This window comes from Mesorhizobium onobrychidis, assembly GCF_024707545.1.
Classification (GTDB): Bacteria; Pseudomonadota; Alphaproteobacteria; order Rhizobiales; family Rhizobiaceae; genus Mesorhizobium; species Mesorhizobium onobrychidis.
Genome location: NZ_CP062229.1, coordinates 2,775,079 through 2,791,205 on the forward strand (window position 1 = coordinate 2,775,079; position 16,127 = coordinate 2,791,205).

Sequence of the window (16,127 nt, forward strand, 5' to 3'; positions counted from 1 at the left end):
TTTCCGGTCGCTGCACACCAACCGGCGTGATCTTGTCAGCGCGCCTTCGTCTCCGGTTCGCCTTCGAGCTTACCTTCCGCGAACACGCGGCTGCCGCGAATATCGGATTCTTCAATGGTGATAAGGTCGGTTTTCGTCAACGCCCGGTCGCGTGACGCGAAAAGCCGGTTGGCCTGGCGAAGCCGCGCCCGGTCGAGCCCATTGCGGACCGAGCGAGCGTTGGAGAAATGCGGCAGCCGCATGCGGATCGGGAGATACTCTTCGAGCGCCTTGGCCGCCGCCTCGCTGAGACGGTAGTTCTGTTCCGCCAGCATGATCTCGGCGATCGATTTGAGCTCGCTGACGCCGTAGTCGGGAAAATCGAGGTGGTGGGCGATGCGCGAGCGCATGCCGGGATTGCTGTCGAAGAAGCGGTCCATCTTGTTCTTGTAGCCGGCAAGAATCACAACCAGATCGTCACGGTTGTTTTCCATGCATTGCAGCAGGATTTCGATCGATTCCTGGCCGTAGTCGCGTTCGTTCTCGGGCTTGTAGAGATAGTAGGCCTCGTCGATGAAAAGTACCCCGCCCATGGCGCGCTTGATCACTTCGCGGGTTTTGGGCGCGGTGTGGCCGACATACTGGCCGACGAGATCGTCTCGCGTCACCGCGACCATGTGGCCTTCGCGGACATAGCCGAGACGATGCAGGATTTCGGCCATCCTCAGCGCCACGGTGGTCTTTCCGGTGCCGGGATTTCCCGTAAAGTTCATGTGCAGCGTCGGCGCGCCCGAGGTTAGCCCGAACTTGCGGCGAAGCCGGTCGACCAGGAGCAGAGCCGCGATCTCGCGGATGCGGGTCTTGATGGGCTTCAGGCCAACGAGTTCGCGGTCGAGCTTGTCCATCACCTCGTCGATGTTGGACGCCTCGAACTCGGCCTGCAGATCAACCGATTCGTCCTGCGCGGCAGTGCCCTTTGCTATCGCGTCCAGCATGGTTTCGGCTAGCTCCGCTCGCCTTCGGGCCTGTCGGTCGCATAAGGCACAATCGAATAGCCCTGGCTGCGGCCGTCGCGCTCCTGGCGCAGCAGCCGGAACCCGGGTTCGTTGGGCGGCCGGTTGACCATGAACGACATGCGCGGCGCTTCCCAGCCCTTGGTCGAATCGAAGGCGGTGACCCGGACATACATGTTGGGCATGGCTTTCCGGCAGCTATTGATTTCAAGCAGGATGCCCGCCGGGTCCTTCAGGTCGAACATCGGGTTGCCGTACATTTCCCAATAGGTGTTTCGCGGATGCGGATCGTCCGTGTACTCGACGCTGACCGCCCAGTGGTTTTTCAGCGCGTACTTGATCTGCGCCGAAATCTGCTCATCGGTCAGGTCGGGCAGGAACGAAAACTGTCCCTGCGTGACCTTGTTTCCCGGATTGGTCATCATGGCGACGGTTCCTTTCGTCTAGAAGCTGGGCGTTGCGGTTGGCACGAAGTCGGCCGTGTCGGTCGATTCGTAGTTGAAGGTGACGTCCTTCCAGGTCTCCAGGGCCGCCTTCAGCGGCGTGCACCATTTGGCCGCCTGTTCGAGGATTTTGGTCCCTTCGCGCAGATAGTCGCGGCCCTCGTTGCGGGCGAGGATCATCGCCTCCAACGCGACACGATTGGCCGTCGCGCCGGCCTGGATGCCATCCGGATGGCCGATCGTGCCGCCGCCGAACTGCAGGACGACGTCCTCGCCGAGATAGTGGATCAACTGGTGCATCTGGCCGGCATGGATGCCGCCCGAGGCGACGGGCATCACCTTGTTGAGCGAGGCCCAGTCCTGATCGAAGAACAGCCCGGTTTCGAGGTTCTGCGGCGTGCGCTCCTCGCGCAGCGTGTCATAAAACCCCTTGATCATCAGCGGGTCGCCTTCCAGCTTGCCGACCACCGTGCCGGCATGGATGTGATCGACGCCGGCCATCCGCATCCATTTGCAGATGACGCGAAAATTCATGCCGTGGTTCTTCTGGCGCGAATAAGTCGAGTTGCCGGCGCGGTGCAGGTGCAGGATCATGTCGCTGCGGCGTGCCCACTTGGCCATCGACTGGATCGCCGTGTAGCCAATGACGAGGTCGATCATGACGATGCAGGAGCCAAGCTGTTTTGCGAATTCGGCGCGCTCGTACATCTCCTCCATCGTGCCGGCGGTGACGTTGAGATAATGGCCCTTGACTTCGCCGGTGGCGGCCGACGCCTTGTTCACAGCCTCCATGCAGTAGAGGAAGCGGTCGCGCCAGTGCATGAAGGGTTGCGAGTTGATGTTCTCGTCGTCCTTGACGAAGTCGAGGCCACCCTTCAGCGCCTCGTAGACGACGCGGCCGTAGTTGCGGCCTGACAGGCCAAGCTTCGGCTTCGTCGTCGCGCCGAGCAGCGGCCGGCCGAATTTGTCGAGCCGCTCGCGTTCCACCACGATGCCGGTCGCCGGGCCCTGGAAGGTTTTGAGGTAAGCCACCGGGATGCGCATGTCCTCGAGCCGCAAGGCCTTGACTGCCTTGAAGCCGAACACGTTGCCGATGATCGATGCAGTCAGGTTGGCGATTGAGCCGGGCTCGAACAGGTCGAGGTCGTAGGCGATGTAAGCGAAGTACTGCTGCTCGGTCTTGGTGCCGGGACCTGTGTTCGGCACCGGCTCGGATTTGAACGCCTTGGCGCGGTAGAGCTCGCAGGCGGTCAGTCTGTCGGTCCACACCACGGTCCATGTCGCGGTAGAGGATTCACCGGCGATGGCGGCGGCCGCCTCCTCGTGGTCGACGCCGGGCTGCGGCGTGATCCGAAACATGGCGATCAGGTCGGTCTCCTTGGGCCGGTAGTCCGGCTCCCAGTAGCCCATCTTCTTGTAGGGGATGACGCCCGACTTGTAGCGTTCCTTGCCTTCCTTGAGCGTGCCTGCTGACGGCATGTCGATCTTGTTCATGACAGGTCTCCTGTTTGCCGCTCAGGCGGCTTTCGCGGTTGCGATCTGCGGGTCGAGTTTTCCCGCGGCGTAACGTTTCGCCATCTCGTCCATGGCGATGACCCTGATCTTCGAGGCGTTGCCCGCCGTGCCGAAGCGTTCAAAGCGATCGCGGCAAAGATCGCGCAGGGCGTCCATGGCGGGTTTCAGGAATTTGCGCGGATCGAATTCGCGCGGGTCCTCCGTCGCGACGCGGCGGAACTGCCCGGCCATGGCCATGCGGCAATCAGTGTCGATGTTGACCTTGCGCACGCCGTAGCGGATGCCGCGCTCGATCTCCTCGACCGGAACGCCAAAAGTCTGGGGCATCTCGCCGCCATACTTGTTGATGATGTCCTGCAGTTCCTGCGGCACCGAGGAAGAGCCATGCATGACCAGATGCGTGTTGGGCAGCTTTTCGTGGATCGCCTCGATCACCTGCATGGCCAGGATGCCGCCGTCCGGCTTGCGGCTGAATTTGTAGGCGCCGTGCGAGGTGCCGCAGGCGATCGCCAGCGCGTCGACCTGGGTGGCGGTGACGAAGTCGACCGCCTGATCGGGATCGGTCAAAAGCTGGTCGTGGGAAAGCGCGCCTTCGGCGCCGTGGCCGTCCTCGGCCTCGCCCTGGCCGGTCTCCAGCGAGCCGAGCACGCCGAGCTCGCCTTCGACGGAGGCGCCGACCCAATGCGCCATGCGTGCGACACGCTCGGTGATGGCGACGTTGTAATCGTAGCTCGCCAGCGTCTTGGCGTCCGCCATCAGCGAGCCGTCCATCATCACCGAGGTGAAGCCGTGGCGGATCGCCGAAAGGCAGGTGGCTTCGTTGTTGCCGTGATCCTGATGGATGCAGAGCGGAATGGCCGGATGCATTTCGGTCAACGCCTCCATCATCTTGGCCAGCATGATGTCGTTGGCATAGGAGCGGGCGCCGCGCGAGGCCTGGATGATGACCGGCGCGTCGCAGGCCTTGGCCGCCTCCATGATGGCGAGGCCCTGTTCCATGTTGTTGATGTTGAATGCCGGCACGCCGTAACCATGCTCGGCGGCATGGTCGAGAAGCTGGCGAAGGGTGATGCGGGCCATTGTCGGGTCCTCCTAGATGATGAGCTTCAGCGCCGCTGCGGCGACGGCTTCGGGCGTGATGTCGAAATGCCGGTAGAGATCCGGGGCAGGGGCGCTGGCGCCGAAACCGGCCATGCCGACGAAAGCGCCGGTGTCGCCGATCCAGCGATCCCAGCCGAGCCGTGCTGCGGCTTCGACCGCAATGCGCGGCGCCGAGCCGAGAACGGCCTTGCGAGTGCCGGCATCCTGTTCCTCGAAAAGCTCCCAGCACGGCATTGAGACGACCGCGGCGGCGATGCCGTGCCCGGTCTCCAGCCGTTCGGCGGCGGCAACGGCGATCTCGACCTCCGAGCCGGTGGCGATCAGCGTCACGGCGCGGTGCTCGGCCGGCTCGCGCAGGACGTAGGCGCCTTGGCTCGACCGGTTCTCGTTGCTGTGTGGCTCGTCGCTGTGCGCCTCCTCGCTGTGTGCTTGGCGCAGCATCGGCAGGTTCTGGCGCGAGAGCACCAGCACGCTCGGCCGGGTCTTGCTCTTCAGCGCCAATTCCCAGCACTCCGCCGTTTCGATGATGTCGGCCGGACGGAAGACGTTGAGGTTCGGCGTGGCCCGCAGCATCGCCAGGTGCTCGATCGGCTGGTGGGTCGGGCCGTCCTCGCCGAGACCGATGGAATCGTGCGTCATCACATAAATCACGCGCTGGCCCATGAGCGCCGAGAGCCGCATCGCGCCGCGCGCATAGTCGGCGAAGCACAGGAACGTGCCGCCATAGGGCACGAAGCCGCCATGCAGTGCGATGCCGTTCATGGCCGCGGCCATGCCGTGCTCGCGGATCCCGTAGTGAATGTAACGGCCGGCATAGTCATCCGGCGCTATGCGGTCCATGCCCTTGGTGATCGTCAGGTTCGAGTGCGTCAGATCGGCAGAGCCGCCGACGGTAAGCTCGGTTGCGGCGTTGATCGCAGCGAGCGCCATTTCGGAGGCTTTTCGCGTTGCAACCTTGGTCGCCTTCTCGACATGCTCCTTGCGGAAAGCGCCGAGCGCTTCGAAGACTGCGTCGGGCAGGTTGCCGGCGACCGCGCTCTCGAAGGCCTCGCGCCGCGGCGAGGCGGCAAGCTGCTGCTCCCAGGCGTGCCGTGCTGCTTGCCCGCGCTGTGCAATTTCGCGCCAGGCGAAAAGGATGTCGTCCGGCACCTCGAACGGCGCGTAGGCCCAGCCGATGTTTTCGCGCGTCGCGGCGATCTCCGCGTCGCCCAGCGGTGCGCCATGCGTCTTTTCCGAACCGCCCAGATTGGGCGCGCCCTTGCCGATCACCGTGCGGCAGGCAATCAGCGACGGCCGGTCAGACTGCTGCGCCGCTTCGATTGCCGCTGCAACGGCTTCCGTGTCGTGGCCGTCCACCGATTGGACATGCCATCCGGCGGCTTTGAACCGTGCCGGCTGGTCCATCGATGTCGACAGCGAAGTCGGTCCGTCGATCGAGATCGCATTGTCGTCCCAGAAGACGATCAGCCGGGCCAGCTTCAGATGGCCAGCAAGGTCGATCGCCTCGTGGCTGATGCCTTCCTGCAGGCAGCCGTCGCCGGCGATCACGTAGGTGAAATGGTCGACGAGATCGGCGCCGTGGCGGGCGGCAAGCATGCGCTCCGCCAGCGCCATGCCGACGCCGGTCGAAATGCCTTGTCCAAGCGGACCGGTCGTCGTCTCGATGCCAAGCGCATGGCCATATTCCGGATGTCCGGCAGTGCGGCTGCCTAGCTGGCGAAACCGCTGCAATTCCTCGATCGGCATGTCTTCAAAGCCGAGCAGGTAATGCAGCGCATATTGCAGCATCGAGCCGTGCCCGGCCGAAAGCACGAAGCGGTCGCGATCGGGCCAGTTGGGCGCCGACGGATCGATATTGATGAAGCGGCTGAACAGCACTGTCGCGACATCGGCCATGCCCATCGGCATGCCGGGATGACCGGAATTGGCTTTTTGGACGCTGTCCATCGCCAGTGCGCGAATGGCGTTCGCCATATCGCGTTCCGAGACGGCGGCGACGGGCTTCAATGCTGCTGCTTGGCTGTTCATGGCGTCCTCCTCACGACACACGGTTCTTGCGTTCGATCAATTGCAGGATGAGCGGCGTCAGGATCAGCTGCATGGCAAGATCGAGCTTGTTGCCTGGCACCACTATGGAATTCGGCCGCGACATGAACGAGTCGTGGATCATCGAAAGCAGGTAGGGGAAATCGATGCCGCGGGGATTGGCGAAGCGAATGACCAGCATCGATTCGTCGGGCGTAGGGATCCAGCGCGCGATGAACGGGTTGGACGTGTCGACGATCGGCACGCGCTGGAAGTTGATGGCGGTCTGCGAGAATTGCGGGACGATGTAGCGGACATAGTCCGGCATACGGCGCAGGATGACGTCCATCACCGCCTCGGTGGAATAGCCGCGCGTTGCGCGGTCGCGATGGATCTTCTGAATCCATTCGAGATTTATGACCGGCACCACGCCGATCTTGAGGTCCGCATGCCTGGCCAGGTTGATCTTGTCGGTGACGACGCAGCCATGCAGGCCCTCGTAGAAGAGCAGGTCGCTCGGCGGGAATTCGCGCCATTCGGTAAATTGTCCCGGCGGCGTGCCGTACTGCTTCTCCTCGTCCTCGTCATGGATGTAGGTGCGGGTCTTTCCGGTTCCCCGGCGGCCATATTCCTCAAACACCTCTTCGAGGATTGCGAGTTCGTTGGCTTCGGCATTGAAGTGGGTGAAGTTCGGATTGCCCACCTTCTCCTCCTCGGCCACCTTTGTCTTCATCGTGGCGCGGTCGTAGCGGTGAAAGGCATCTCCTTCGATGAAGGCGGCCTCGATGTTCTCGCGCCGGAAGATCAGCTCGAAGATGCGCTTGACCGAGGTGGTGCCGGCGCCCGACGACCCGGTGATGGTGATGATGGGGTGCTTCGCCGACATGGTGCTCAGGCCCTGAACAGGCCGCGGCGGCTGAACAGCGGCGCACGCTCGCCGATGGCGCTGGGCTCGATGTGGTAGCGGGTGATGCGCGCGACTTCCCGCGCCGATCCGAACACCATGGGCACGCGCTGGTGCAGGCTCTCGGGTTCGATTTCGAGGATGCGGGTGATCGTGTCGGTAGCGGCGCCGGCGGCCTGTTCGATGAGAAAGGCGATCGGGTTGGCCTCATAGACGAGGCGCAGCCGACCCTGGCGGTAACCCTTGCGCTTGTCGCCTGGATACAGGAATACACCGCCGCGCATCAGTATACGATAGCAGTCGGCGACCAGGGAGGCGATCCAGCGCATGTTGAAGTCCTTTCCGCGTGGGCCTTCGGTGCCTTCGAGGCAGTCGTCGATGTAGAGCCGCACCGCCTCGTCCCAATGCCGGTAGTTGGCGGCGTTGATGGCGAACTCCTGGGTGCGCTGCGGGATGATCCGGCTCTCGTAGGCCTGGACGAAGGTGCCGAGCCTGGTCGAGAGAACGAAGACATGCGTGCCGCTGCCGAGCGACAGAACCAGCGCCAGCTGCGGCCCATAGATGAAGAAACCGGCGCCCAGCTGGTTCACGCCTGGCTGCAAAAAAGAGGCGGCCGGATTTTCGTCCGGCGCGCCAGTTGCAGGGAGGAGCGAGAAAATCGTTCCGATCGACACGTTGGTGTCGATGTTGGAAGAGCCGTCGAGCGGATCGATGGCGATGGCGAGAGGCGCCTGCCTGTCGAGCAGGACCGGCTGCTCCAATTCCTCGGAGGCGTAGAGCGCGACCGGAGCGTGCCGCATGGCGTCGAGGAAGATGTCGTCGGCGAAGATGTCGAGATCCTTCTGGATGTCGCCGTCGGCATTGGCGCCGCGGGTCCCGGCAAAGGCGGTGCCGAGCACCCCCTGATTGATGGTGTTGCGGATCTTGGTGGCGGCCTGCGTCAGCTGGCGGACGGTCGCTACGACCGCAGAGCGCAGTTCGTCTGGCGGGCCGAGATAGGAATTCAGAAAAGCGTCGAGCGTTGCCGCTGGCATCGTAACCTCCCGATCCAGCCGCCTCTCCTCGGATCGGCCGGATAGTGGAATGAGAACAAACGCCACCGGATAAGTAAAATTCAATAACTTTACTTTCGCACTAAAAAAAATTTAGTATGCGATATGAGAAATCTCACGCTCAAGCAATTCAAGACCGTTCAGGCAATCATCAGCCACGGGAAAATCGTTAGCGCGGCCAAGGTGTTAGGCTTGTCTCCTCCAGCGGTGACGATACAGTTGCGGCAGGTGGAGGAGGAGTTCCAGTTGGCCTTGTTCGACCGGACGTCGGACGGCATGCGTCCGACTGCCGCAGGTCTGGCTTTCGTCGAGACGGCGCAGGCGATCGAGGAGCGGCTTCGTCTGCTCGAAGACGCGATGGATGCGATCAAGGGCGTGCGTATCGGCAGCTTGAGGCTCGGCGTCGTTTCCACTGCCAAATATTTCGCGCCGCGGCTCATGGCTGGCTTCATGAAGGAACATCCCGACATCGACATGCGGCTTGCCATCGGCAACCGCGCCGAAACGATCGACAGTCTGAAGAACCACGACATCGATATCGCGCTGATGGGACGCCCGGCGAGGGAAGTCCCGGTGCGTGCCTCGGTGTTCGGCGATCACCCGCTGGTCATCATTGCGCCGCCCGACCACCCGCTGGCGTCGGCACGCGAGATATCCAAGGAGCGGATCGCCGAAGAGCATTTCCTCATTCGCGAGCCCGGCTCCGGTACACGCATCTCGCTGGAGATATTCCTGAGCGACGTGCCCGGCCGCATCGACGATCTCGGCGTCGAGATGGGCTCGAACGAGACGATCAAGCAGGCGGTGATGGCCGGGCTCGGCATCGCCTTCATCTCTGCCCACACCATCGCTGCGGAAACCGAAGCCGGCCGGCTGGTCATCCTCGACGTTGTCGGCATGCCGATCCGCCGGCAATGGTTTTCGGTGATGCGCAGCGATCACGCGATCTCGCCGGCGATGGCGACGTTCCACGATTTCCTGATGCGCAAGGGCGCGATGTATCTGCCCCTGTTCGGCAAGCTCTATCCGCACGAAGGACCGAACACTAGAGGTCGCGCGAGTTAGGCCGCGCGGCCCCAAGGCAAACGCTTCAGACAAACGATTCAGACAAACGATGGCGTCCATCAGCGGCTGACCGGCTTAGACCTCCTGACCGACGTCCACGAGCCGTTCCGCGATCTTGCCCGGTCCGCCGCGGCGCGCGGTCCTGGGCGGGAGCGCGAGCGCCGCGGCCAGTAGCAGGCAGGTGCGGTCTGCACGTCGGGTCAGCGCATTGTCGCGTCGGCTCGCAGATGCATGTCAGTCTCGCTCGAGACCGTGACCGCCTCGCCGGACCTTGAGAATGCGTAGAGTTCGTTCTGGTGGCCCGGCATGGAAAAGGCCACGGAGTCGCCGTCGGCGAGGCCCATGACGACGCGCAGCGGATCGCCCCCGATCTTCGGCGCGAAGGTGGCGGTGACCTCCAGGAGGTCGCCGTCGACCGGGACGTAGTAGGCTACCATGTCGAGGTATCCCTCATGCAGGCTGCCGCCTTCGATCGGACGTCCGAGGGTGGCTTCCTCGGCAAACGCCGGGCTCGTAAGAAACAGCGCGGCCAAGAGCGATGCGCTCAGGGTTCTGCGGATCATGTCATGTCTCCTCTATTTAGATTGCATTCGACCTCTATATAAGAGATAGATTACGAATGCAATCTAAAATGAGATCACGATGCGTGTGAGTCGCATTCAGGCTGCGGAAAACCGCGAACCCGTGATCAACGTGGCAAGCCGGCTTTTTCGGAAGCACGGCTTTGACGGCATCGGCCTTAAGGACCTGATGGAGGGTGCGGGGCTGACCCAGGGCGCCTTCTACAAGCAGTTCGCATCCAAGGACGACCTGGCGGCGCAGGCGTCCAGGCGGGCGATGGAGAGCGCCTCCCTCCGATGGTCGGCCGCGGCCGCGGCCAATCCGCAGACCCGCTTGGCGCGGTGATCGCATCTACCTCAGTATAGGATCATCCTCAGTATGGATCATCGCGCAGAAAGAATGGACGGCTGCCCGGTCGTGGCGAGGCCGAGGGCGAGGAGCCCGGGCCTCTGACTGCGCTTCTGCTAGCCCACAATTGGTTCGCCGACAGCTTCTTCGAGGCCAGTTGCCGCTTGGGCGGCAAGACCGCGGGCCGCTGCTTGTGAATCGTAAAATTCCTCAAGTGCATAGACTCTGCCCCACCGCAGGGTGAACACGTGGAGACCACGGTTGACGTACGACGCGTCGCCGTTGAGCAGCGTTGCGGTGCCGTCCCACTGGGCAAACACGGTGGTATGCCACGGCCAGCCCTTCACCCAGATGTGGTTGACCGTGAGATGGAGATTGGGCAGGACGCGGCCGAGGCGCTCAAACCATCGGCGCACGGCTTCTTTGTCGTGGCGCTCACCACCAAGCGCATGGGTGCCGGAAACGCGGTGATGGACATGCGGCACGAGTGCTTTCACCGCCTCATCCCAGCGATGTTTGTTGACGTGGTCGAAGCTCTCCCGGATCGATTTCTCGACAAAATAACTGTATAGCATTTGACCTCTCCTCCAAATTTTCGATGGCGTGTCGTGGGCACCCGTGCGCAGCCAAATTGGATTGCGTTCGCACTCTATATCTGTTATAGATGTCGAACGCAAGCTAATTTAGGAGATGACGATGCGTGTGAGTCGCGTTCAGGCTGCGGAAAACCGCGAAACCGTGATCAATGTAGCAAGCCGGCTTTTTCGGGAGCGCGGCTTTGACGGCATCGGCCTTAAGGACCTGATGGAGGCTGCCGGCCTGACCCAGGGTGCGTTTTACAAGCAGTTCGCATCCAAGGACGATCTGGCGGCGCAGGCGTCCAGGCGGGCGATGGAGAGCGCCACCCTCCGGTGGTCGGCCGCGACTGCGGCAAAATCCGAGGATCCGCTTGGCGCGGTGATCGCGTTCTACCTCAGTATGGACCATCGCGGAGAAAAGATGGACGGCTGCCCGATTGTCGCGCTCGGTTCGGATGCCGCCAGACAGGGCAGCGACGTGAAAGCGTCGTTCGAAGCCGGGATCAAGGAGCATCTCGAAATCCTCGGCCGTTTCATTGCCGAGGCCAATGGTGAGGAGTCCGATGGAAAGGCTATGGCCATTCTCTCGACGATGGTCGGTGCGCTGACGCTATCGCGCGTCGTCAACGACCCGGACCTCGCCCAGGCCTTTCTGGACGCGGCGACCGAACAGGTTCGCGAAGCAGCCGGCGCTTGAACGGCGTGCGCAGCGCTGGCGGCGCACCCAAATCGACAGGAGGATGGATGCGACGGATTGTTGTCACAGGCATGGGAGCGGTCACGCCCCTTGCTGCCGATGTCGAAGCGTCCTGGTCGCGGCTCCTGGCCGGTCGCTCAGGCATCCGCAGGCTTGCCGACGACGTGGTGGGAGACCTGCCGGCGAAGATCGGCGGCGTGGTTCCCTCGCACGAAGAAGATCCTGATGCTGGCTTCGACCCGGATGCAGTGCTGCCGCCGAAGGACCAGCGCAAGGTAGACCGGTTCATCCTCTTCGGGCTCGCCGCTGCACAAAAGGCACTCGCCCAAGCAAGATGGGCACCCGTCTCGGAAGCGGATCGCTTGCGCACGGCCACGATCATCGCCTCCGGCGTCGGCGGGTTCCCCGCCATAACCGAGGCGGTGCGCACGGTCGACCGGCGCGGCGTCCGCCGCCTATCGCCGTTTACAGTGCCGTCCTTCCTGGTGAACCTCGCGGCGGGCCACATCTCGATCCGCCATGGCTTCAAGGGGCCACTCGGCGCGCCGGTGACGGCGTGCGCGGCCGGCATCCAGGCGATCGGCGATGCGGCTCGCCTTATCCGCGCCAATGAAGCCGATATCGCCGTGTGCGGCGGAACGGAAGCGTGCATGAATATCGTCAGTCTCGGTGGTTTTGCCGCGGCTCGCTCCCTTTCCACCGGCTTCAACGAAACGCCGGCTGAAGCCTCGCGCCCCTTCGATATGTCGCGGGACGGCTTCGTCATGGGCGAAGGGGCCGGCATCCTGATCATCGAGGAACTGAGCCACGCGCTTGCGCGCGGTGCGAAACCGCTCGCCGAGCTCGTCGGCTACGGCACGACGGCGGATGCTCATCACGTCACCTCCGGCCCCGAGGACGGCGACGGGGCGCGCCGGGCCATGGAGATCGCGATTGCCCAAGCCGGCATTTCGCCGCGTGAAGTTCGCCACCTCAATGCGCACGCGACCTCCACGCCGGTCGGTGATCTCGGGGAAATCGCGGCGATCAAAACACTCTTCGGCTCAGATTCCGCCATCGCTGTCAGCGCAACGAAATCCGCGACTGGACACCTGCTCGGAGCCGCCGGCGGGCTTGGAGCCATCTTCGCAATCCTGGCGCTCAGGGATCAGGTGGCGCCGCCAACCCTCAATTTGAGCGCGCCGGATCCAGCCGGCGACGGGATCGACTTCGTCGCAAACCAGGCCCGCCCAATGGGAATGGACTACGCGATCTCCAACGGCTTCGGTTTCGGAGGCGTCAATGCCAGTGCGCTGTTCAGGCGCTGGACGGACCAGCTGGCCGGTGCGAGCATCGGCGGCGGCTAAATGGCGCGCCAGGTCAGTTTCCTGTGCCGTTTCGTCCCCGCATCGGCATTCGACAAAAGCCTGCGAAAGCAGAACGGGTTGCCGGTCTGACGACATCGACGACACCCGTGATGATCGGAATGATCGGCGCTGGAAACATCGGCGCCACGTTGGCGCGGCGCAACCCGACGCGATTGCTCTGGAAAACGCCCGGCGGTCGTTGGAGTTAGATAAGCGACATGTTATGTTGCAGTGCGAAAGAGCGGGGGCACGTGCTTTTTCACACCCGTAAGCGATCTGTATGTGCGACCCCTGCAGACTGGTCGGTATCACTGAAACCTCCCGGGCATGGGGTTCGGGATTCGATGGGGACAAGGGGTAATGCTTTACACGCTGGTTATGATGGTCTGCCTGACGGATGTGCCGCAGACCTGTGAACAACGCGAACAGATGGTGGACGGCCTGGCAATGAATCCCGGGACCGCCTTCATGCAGGCGCAGCCGCTGGTCGCCCACTGGATCGAGACGCATCCCGGTTATTTCGTGCAGCGCTGGCGCATGCTGCCCGGCCGGGGATCGTGAGATCCGCCGCGAAGAGCGAATGAGGTTCTACTTCTTCGCGGCGAGCGTTTCCGAGACGACTTTGGACAATTGATAAAGCCGCTGCTCGATGATCGTCGGCACTTCACAGACGTAAGTCAGTGATTGGACGCGTTCGTTGAAAATTCGCGTTGCGAATTTCAGCTGTTCGGTTCGCCGTTCGATCTCGTCTGGATTTGCATCGGGCTTTGCTCGCAATGCATCGACGTCGGACGCTTCCTTGCGCAACGCGGCGGCCATTTCGAGCTGCTTGTGGGCGTAACGGGAAATGCCTGAGATCACGTGAGAACGCTCGGCGTCCATGTGATCGAACATGCCTTGCACCAGCATCGCCATCTTTGGCGCAAGCTGCTCGGCCGGCAGCGAGGCGGCGAAATCCTTGATCTTCTTTTGGGCTTCGGCAATCGGTATCCGCCGGGCTGCCACCTCCTCGACCAGGGCGGAGATACCGGGGTCTTTCGACAAGTCCTTCGCCGCTGGCGGCAGCTCCGGCCCGTTCCAGATCTGGCCGAGCGAGAGTTGCGGCACCTTGCGCTGTATGCAAGGCCAGTCCGGATCGGTATTCGCCGCCATGGCGTTCACGCCCGGCGCGAGCATGGCAACCACAGCCAGGCTGCGAACAAGGCTCATTCGTGCCATCAGGCATTTCCTCCCGTGTCCTGTTTGCGGGTCATCAGGCCGCGCGAAGGGTCATAGGCGATGATTGCGGCGGCAAGGAACAGCAGCGTGCAGCCGGCAACGACGCCCAGCGACAGCCAGTTAATCTGGCCGTAGAAGGCGAAGCGGATCAGTTCGACGGCATAGGTGAACGGGTTGGCGAGGCAGATTTTGTAAAGCAGCGGGCTCGCCTCCTGGATGCGCCACAAAGGATAGAGCGCTGGAGAAGCGAAATAGCCGGGAAAGATGACGAAGTTCATGATGCCGGCGAAGTTTTCGAGCTGCTTGATCATCGACGACAAAAGCATGCCGAGCGCGCAAAGCATCATGCCCGACAGGAACAGCGCCGGCAGCACCATGAGATAGCCGATCGGCGGCGCCTTGACGCCCCAGAACCAGGCAACGATCAGGAACGCGTAGACTTGCGCGATCGATACGGAGACGCCGGCGAGCATCTTCGACACCAGCAGGAACCAGCGCGGGAAGGGGCTGACCAAAAGGGTGCGCATGTTTCCCATCTCGCGGTCATAGACCATCGACAGCGAAGACTGCATACCCGAGAACAGCAGGATCATGCCGCACAAGCCCGGCGTGATGTAGACCTCGTAGAGCACGTAGGTCTTGTAAGGAGGGATGATCGACACGCCGAGCACCTGCCGGAACCCGGCGGCAAAAATGAACAGCCAGATGAGCGGCCGAACCAGCGAGGATATGAAGCGCTCGCGCTGGTGCAGGAAGCGCAGGCACTCCCGCAGGACGACGCCTTTGAGGCAAACGAGATAATGGCGCAGGCCGAATTTTTCGAACTTCACCGGGATGATGCCGGCGACTTTCTCGGGCATTGCGGGAGCGCTCATGGCGATATCTCCGCGATGCCGGCTGCCTCGATGCGGCTGAGCCTCGAAAAGGCGTCGCGGATCGAACCGGCGCCGCTCGTCCTGACGACATCGGCAACCCTGCCCTTGGCGACCAGTTCGCCCTGCCGCAGCACGACGACATGGTCGCCGTCTTCAACCTCGTCGATCAGATGCGTTGCCCACAGCACGCCAATGCCCTCGGTTTCGACGAGCTTGCGGATGGTGGCGAGAATGCCCGCGCGCGATTGGATGTCGAGACCGACCGTCGCCTCGTCGAGCAGCAGCAGGGACGGGCGGTGGAGCAGCGCCCTGGCGATCTCGATGCGCCGCATCTGACCGCCGGAAAGACTGCGTGCCTTGTCATGCTGCCGGCCCTCCATGTCGACCGTAGCGAGCAGCGCGGCAATGCGCTGCCGGGCCTCGCGTCCTCCGACGCCATGCAGCGCGGCGTGGTAGGAGAGGTTCTGGTGGACGCTGAGGTCGAGGTCGAGCGTGCGTGCCTGGAACACGATGCCGACACGCCGGAGCGCTTCGCCCGATGCGCGGCTGACGTCATGGCCGAAGATGCGGATCGACCCGCGGCGCGTGTCGTAAAGATGGCTAATCAGCGAGAACAGGGTTGTCTTGCCGGCGCCGTTGAGGCCGAGAAGAACGGTGAAGTTCGCCGGCGCGATCGAGAATGAGACGTCGTTGAGCGCCCGCTTCGGACCATAGGAATGGCTGACGCCGGCGACATCGAGCGCCGCCACCTCATCTCCTGGTCCGCTTGTCCTCACATGCTGCACGCCGGCTGGTTCCTTGTCGTCGACAATAGTCTAGCGCACCTAGCGCACCAGGAGTCTAGCGCACCGGGCTCGATCGCGCAGGTCCCGCTATCCGGTGATCCTACTTGATCGTGATCGTGCCCTTCATGCCCCTGTCGGCGAGGTCGGGCACCGACCATGTGTAGATGCCGGGCCTCACGGTGGTGAACTGTACCTGGATGGTGCCGTCGGCGTCGAATTCGAGCCATGCAGGTGCGCCGTTCATATGCACCTCGAGGTCGTTGATGACGATCTGGTTGTTCCACACATTGCGGAACAGGTCGGTATGGAATTTGTACTCCAGACCGCCCGCCGCGGTGATCTTCCAGCGATAGCCCTGGCCGGCGATCAGCTGGAAGTCCTTCTGATTGGCAGTGAACTGGTCTTCCTTGCTGCCGAGGATAAGTTCCGGCACGTCCTTGCTGGCCCGGGTTGCCTTTTCGGCTTCGGGACTGGCGTCCGTTTTGGTGACCGCACCGGCGGCTGCGTCATCGTCGTCGTTGTCCTGCGCCCAGACCTGGCCCTGCGTGAGCGCCATGCCCACCAGCGCAGCGAAAGCGACTGCCCGAAATTTCCGCATGATTTCCTGCTCTTCTGCTGTTTT

The 16,127-nt window shown here is 62.9% G+C and carries 17 protein-coding genes and 2 pseudogenes; 6 read left to right on the forward strand and 13 right to left on the reverse strand.

Features of this window, described 5'->3' with window-relative positions:
- Positions 1-35 precede the first annotated feature (35 nt).
- Genes cbbX through IHQ72_RS13850 form a run of 7 tightly spaced genes read right to left on the reverse strand, consistent with a single transcriptional unit; the run spans position 36 to position 8,014 of the window.
- The gene (cbbX, locus tag IHQ72_RS13820) at positions 36-974 is read right to left on the reverse strand and encodes a CbbX protein (protein ID WP_258122932.1); all 939 of its coding nucleotides are present in this window, start codon (positions 972-974) and stop codon (positions 36-38) included.
- 8 nt (positions 975-982) lie between these two features.
- The gene (locus IHQ72_RS13825) at positions 983-1,417 is read right to left on the reverse strand and encodes a ribulose bisphosphate carboxylase small subunit (RefSeq protein WP_123148278.1); all 435 of its coding nucleotides are present in this window, start codon (positions 1,415-1,417) and stop codon (positions 983-985) included.
- 18 nt (positions 1,418-1,435) lie between these two features.
- A complete protein-coding gene (locus IHQ72_RS13830; RefSeq protein WP_374120351.1) occupies positions 1,436-2,929 on the reverse strand; it encodes a ribulose-bisphosphate carboxylase large subunit in 1,494 nt (497 codons plus the stop codon).
- A gap of 21 nt (positions 2,930-2,950) precedes the next feature.
- Complete coding sequence (fba, locus tag IHQ72_RS13835) at positions 2,951-4,030, reverse strand: class II fructose-bisphosphate aldolase (RefSeq protein ID WP_258122933.1); 1,080 nt, start codon at positions 4,028-4,030, stop codon at positions 2,951-2,953.
- Positions 4,031-4,042: 12 nt separating this feature from the next.
- Positions 4,043-6,079 (reverse strand): transketolase, encoded by a 2,037-nt coding sequence (gene tkt / locus IHQ72_RS13840; protein ID WP_258122934.1) that lies wholly within the window; start codon positions 6,077-6,079, stop codon positions 4,043-4,045.
- A 10-nt stretch (positions 6,080-6,089) separates the two neighbouring features.
- Positions 6,090-6,962 (reverse strand): phosphoribulokinase, encoded by an 873-nt coding sequence (locus IHQ72_RS13845; RefSeq protein WP_258122935.1) that lies wholly within the window; start codon positions 6,960-6,962, stop codon positions 6,090-6,092.
- 5 nt (positions 6,963-6,967) lie between these two features.
- A complete protein-coding gene (locus tag IHQ72_RS13850) occupies positions 6,968-8,014 on the reverse strand; it encodes a class 1 fructose-bisphosphatase (protein ID WP_258122936.1) in 1,047 nt (348 codons plus the stop codon).
- 123 nt (positions 8,015-8,137) lie between these two features.
- Between IHQ72_RS13850 and IHQ72_RS13855 the strand changes: the two genes are divergently transcribed.
- Entirely contained in the window at positions 8,138-9,097 is a 960-nt protein-coding gene (locus tag IHQ72_RS13855; RefSeq protein WP_258122937.1) for a LysR family transcriptional regulator, read from the forward strand.
- Positions 9,098-9,297: 200 nt separating this feature from the next.
- Here IHQ72_RS13855 and IHQ72_RS13860 read toward each other — a convergent pair whose 3' ends face one another.
- Entirely contained in the window at positions 9,298-9,660 is a 363-nt protein-coding gene (locus IHQ72_RS13860) for a hypothetical protein (protein ID WP_258122938.1), read from the reverse strand.
- 79 nt (positions 9,661-9,739) lie between these two features.
- Between IHQ72_RS13860 and IHQ72_RS13865 the strand changes: the two are divergent.
- A pseudogene (locus IHQ72_RS13865) lies at positions 9,740-10,081 on the forward strand (TetR/AcrR family transcriptional regulator); the annotation flags it as partial.
- 41 nt (positions 10,082-10,122) lie between these two features.
- On the opposite strand, the gene IHQ72_RS13870 reads toward IHQ72_RS13865, so the two are convergent.
- Positions 10,123-10,581, reverse strand: coding sequence for a nuclear transport factor 2 family protein (locus tag IHQ72_RS13870; RefSeq protein ID WP_258122939.1), 459 nt, complete (start codon positions 10,579-10,581; stop codon positions 10,123-10,125).
- Between the two features lie 121 nt (positions 10,582-10,702).
- Here IHQ72_RS13870 and IHQ72_RS13875 point away from each other — a divergent pair, with 121 nt between their 5' ends.
- The 4 genes and pseudogenes from IHQ72_RS13875 to IHQ72_RS13885 all read left to right on the forward strand — a co-directional run bounded on the left by IHQ72_RS13875 (position 10,703) and on the right by IHQ72_RS13885 (position 13,188).
- A complete protein-coding gene (locus tag IHQ72_RS13875; protein WP_258122940.1) occupies positions 10,703-11,281 on the forward strand; it encodes a TetR/AcrR family transcriptional regulator in 579 nt (192 codons plus the stop codon).
- 47 nt (positions 11,282-11,328) lie between these two features.
- On the forward strand, positions 11,329-12,627 hold the full coding sequence (gene fabF, locus IHQ72_RS13880) for a beta-ketoacyl-ACP synthase II (protein WP_258122941.1): 1,299 nt from the start codon (positions 11,329-11,331) through the stop codon (positions 12,625-12,627).
- Positions 12,628-12,717 (forward strand): annotated as a pseudogene (locus IHQ72_RS37090) (oxidoreductase); the annotation flags it as partial.
- A 270-nt stretch (positions 12,718-12,987) separates the two neighbouring features.
- The gene (locus tag IHQ72_RS13885) at positions 12,988-13,188 is read left to right on the forward strand and encodes a hypothetical protein (protein WP_258122942.1); all 201 of its coding nucleotides are present in this window, start codon (positions 12,988-12,990) and stop codon (positions 13,186-13,188) included.
- Between the two features lie 27 nt (positions 13,189-13,215).
- On the opposite strand, the gene IHQ72_RS13890 is transcribed toward IHQ72_RS13885, so the two are convergent.
- The 4 genes from IHQ72_RS13890 to IHQ72_RS13905 all read right to left on the reverse strand — a co-directional run bounded on the left by IHQ72_RS13890 (position 13,216) and on the right by IHQ72_RS13905 (position 16,103).
- Positions 13,216-13,845, reverse strand: coding sequence for a hypothetical protein (locus IHQ72_RS13890; protein WP_258122943.1), 630 nt, complete (start codon positions 13,843-13,845; stop codon positions 13,216-13,218).
- Entirely contained in the window at positions 13,845-14,705 is an 861-nt protein-coding gene (locus tag IHQ72_RS13895; RefSeq protein ID WP_258123830.1) for a lanthanide ABC transporter permease protein PedC, read from the reverse strand. The genes IHQ72_RS13890 and IHQ72_RS13895 overlap by 1 nt, the downstream gene beginning before the upstream one ends.
- 11 nt (positions 14,706-14,716) lie before the next feature.
- Entirely contained in the window at positions 14,717-15,505 is a 789-nt protein-coding gene (locus IHQ72_RS13900) for a lanthanide ABC transporter ATP-binding protein PedB/LutE (RefSeq protein WP_258122944.1), read from the reverse strand.
- Between the two features lie 100 nt (positions 15,506-15,605).
- The gene (locus IHQ72_RS13905) at positions 15,606-16,103 is read right to left on the reverse strand and encodes a cupredoxin domain-containing protein (protein ID WP_258122945.1); all 498 of its coding nucleotides are present in this window, start codon (positions 16,101-16,103) and stop codon (positions 15,606-15,608) included.
- Positions 16,104-16,127: the final 24 nt, after the last annotated feature.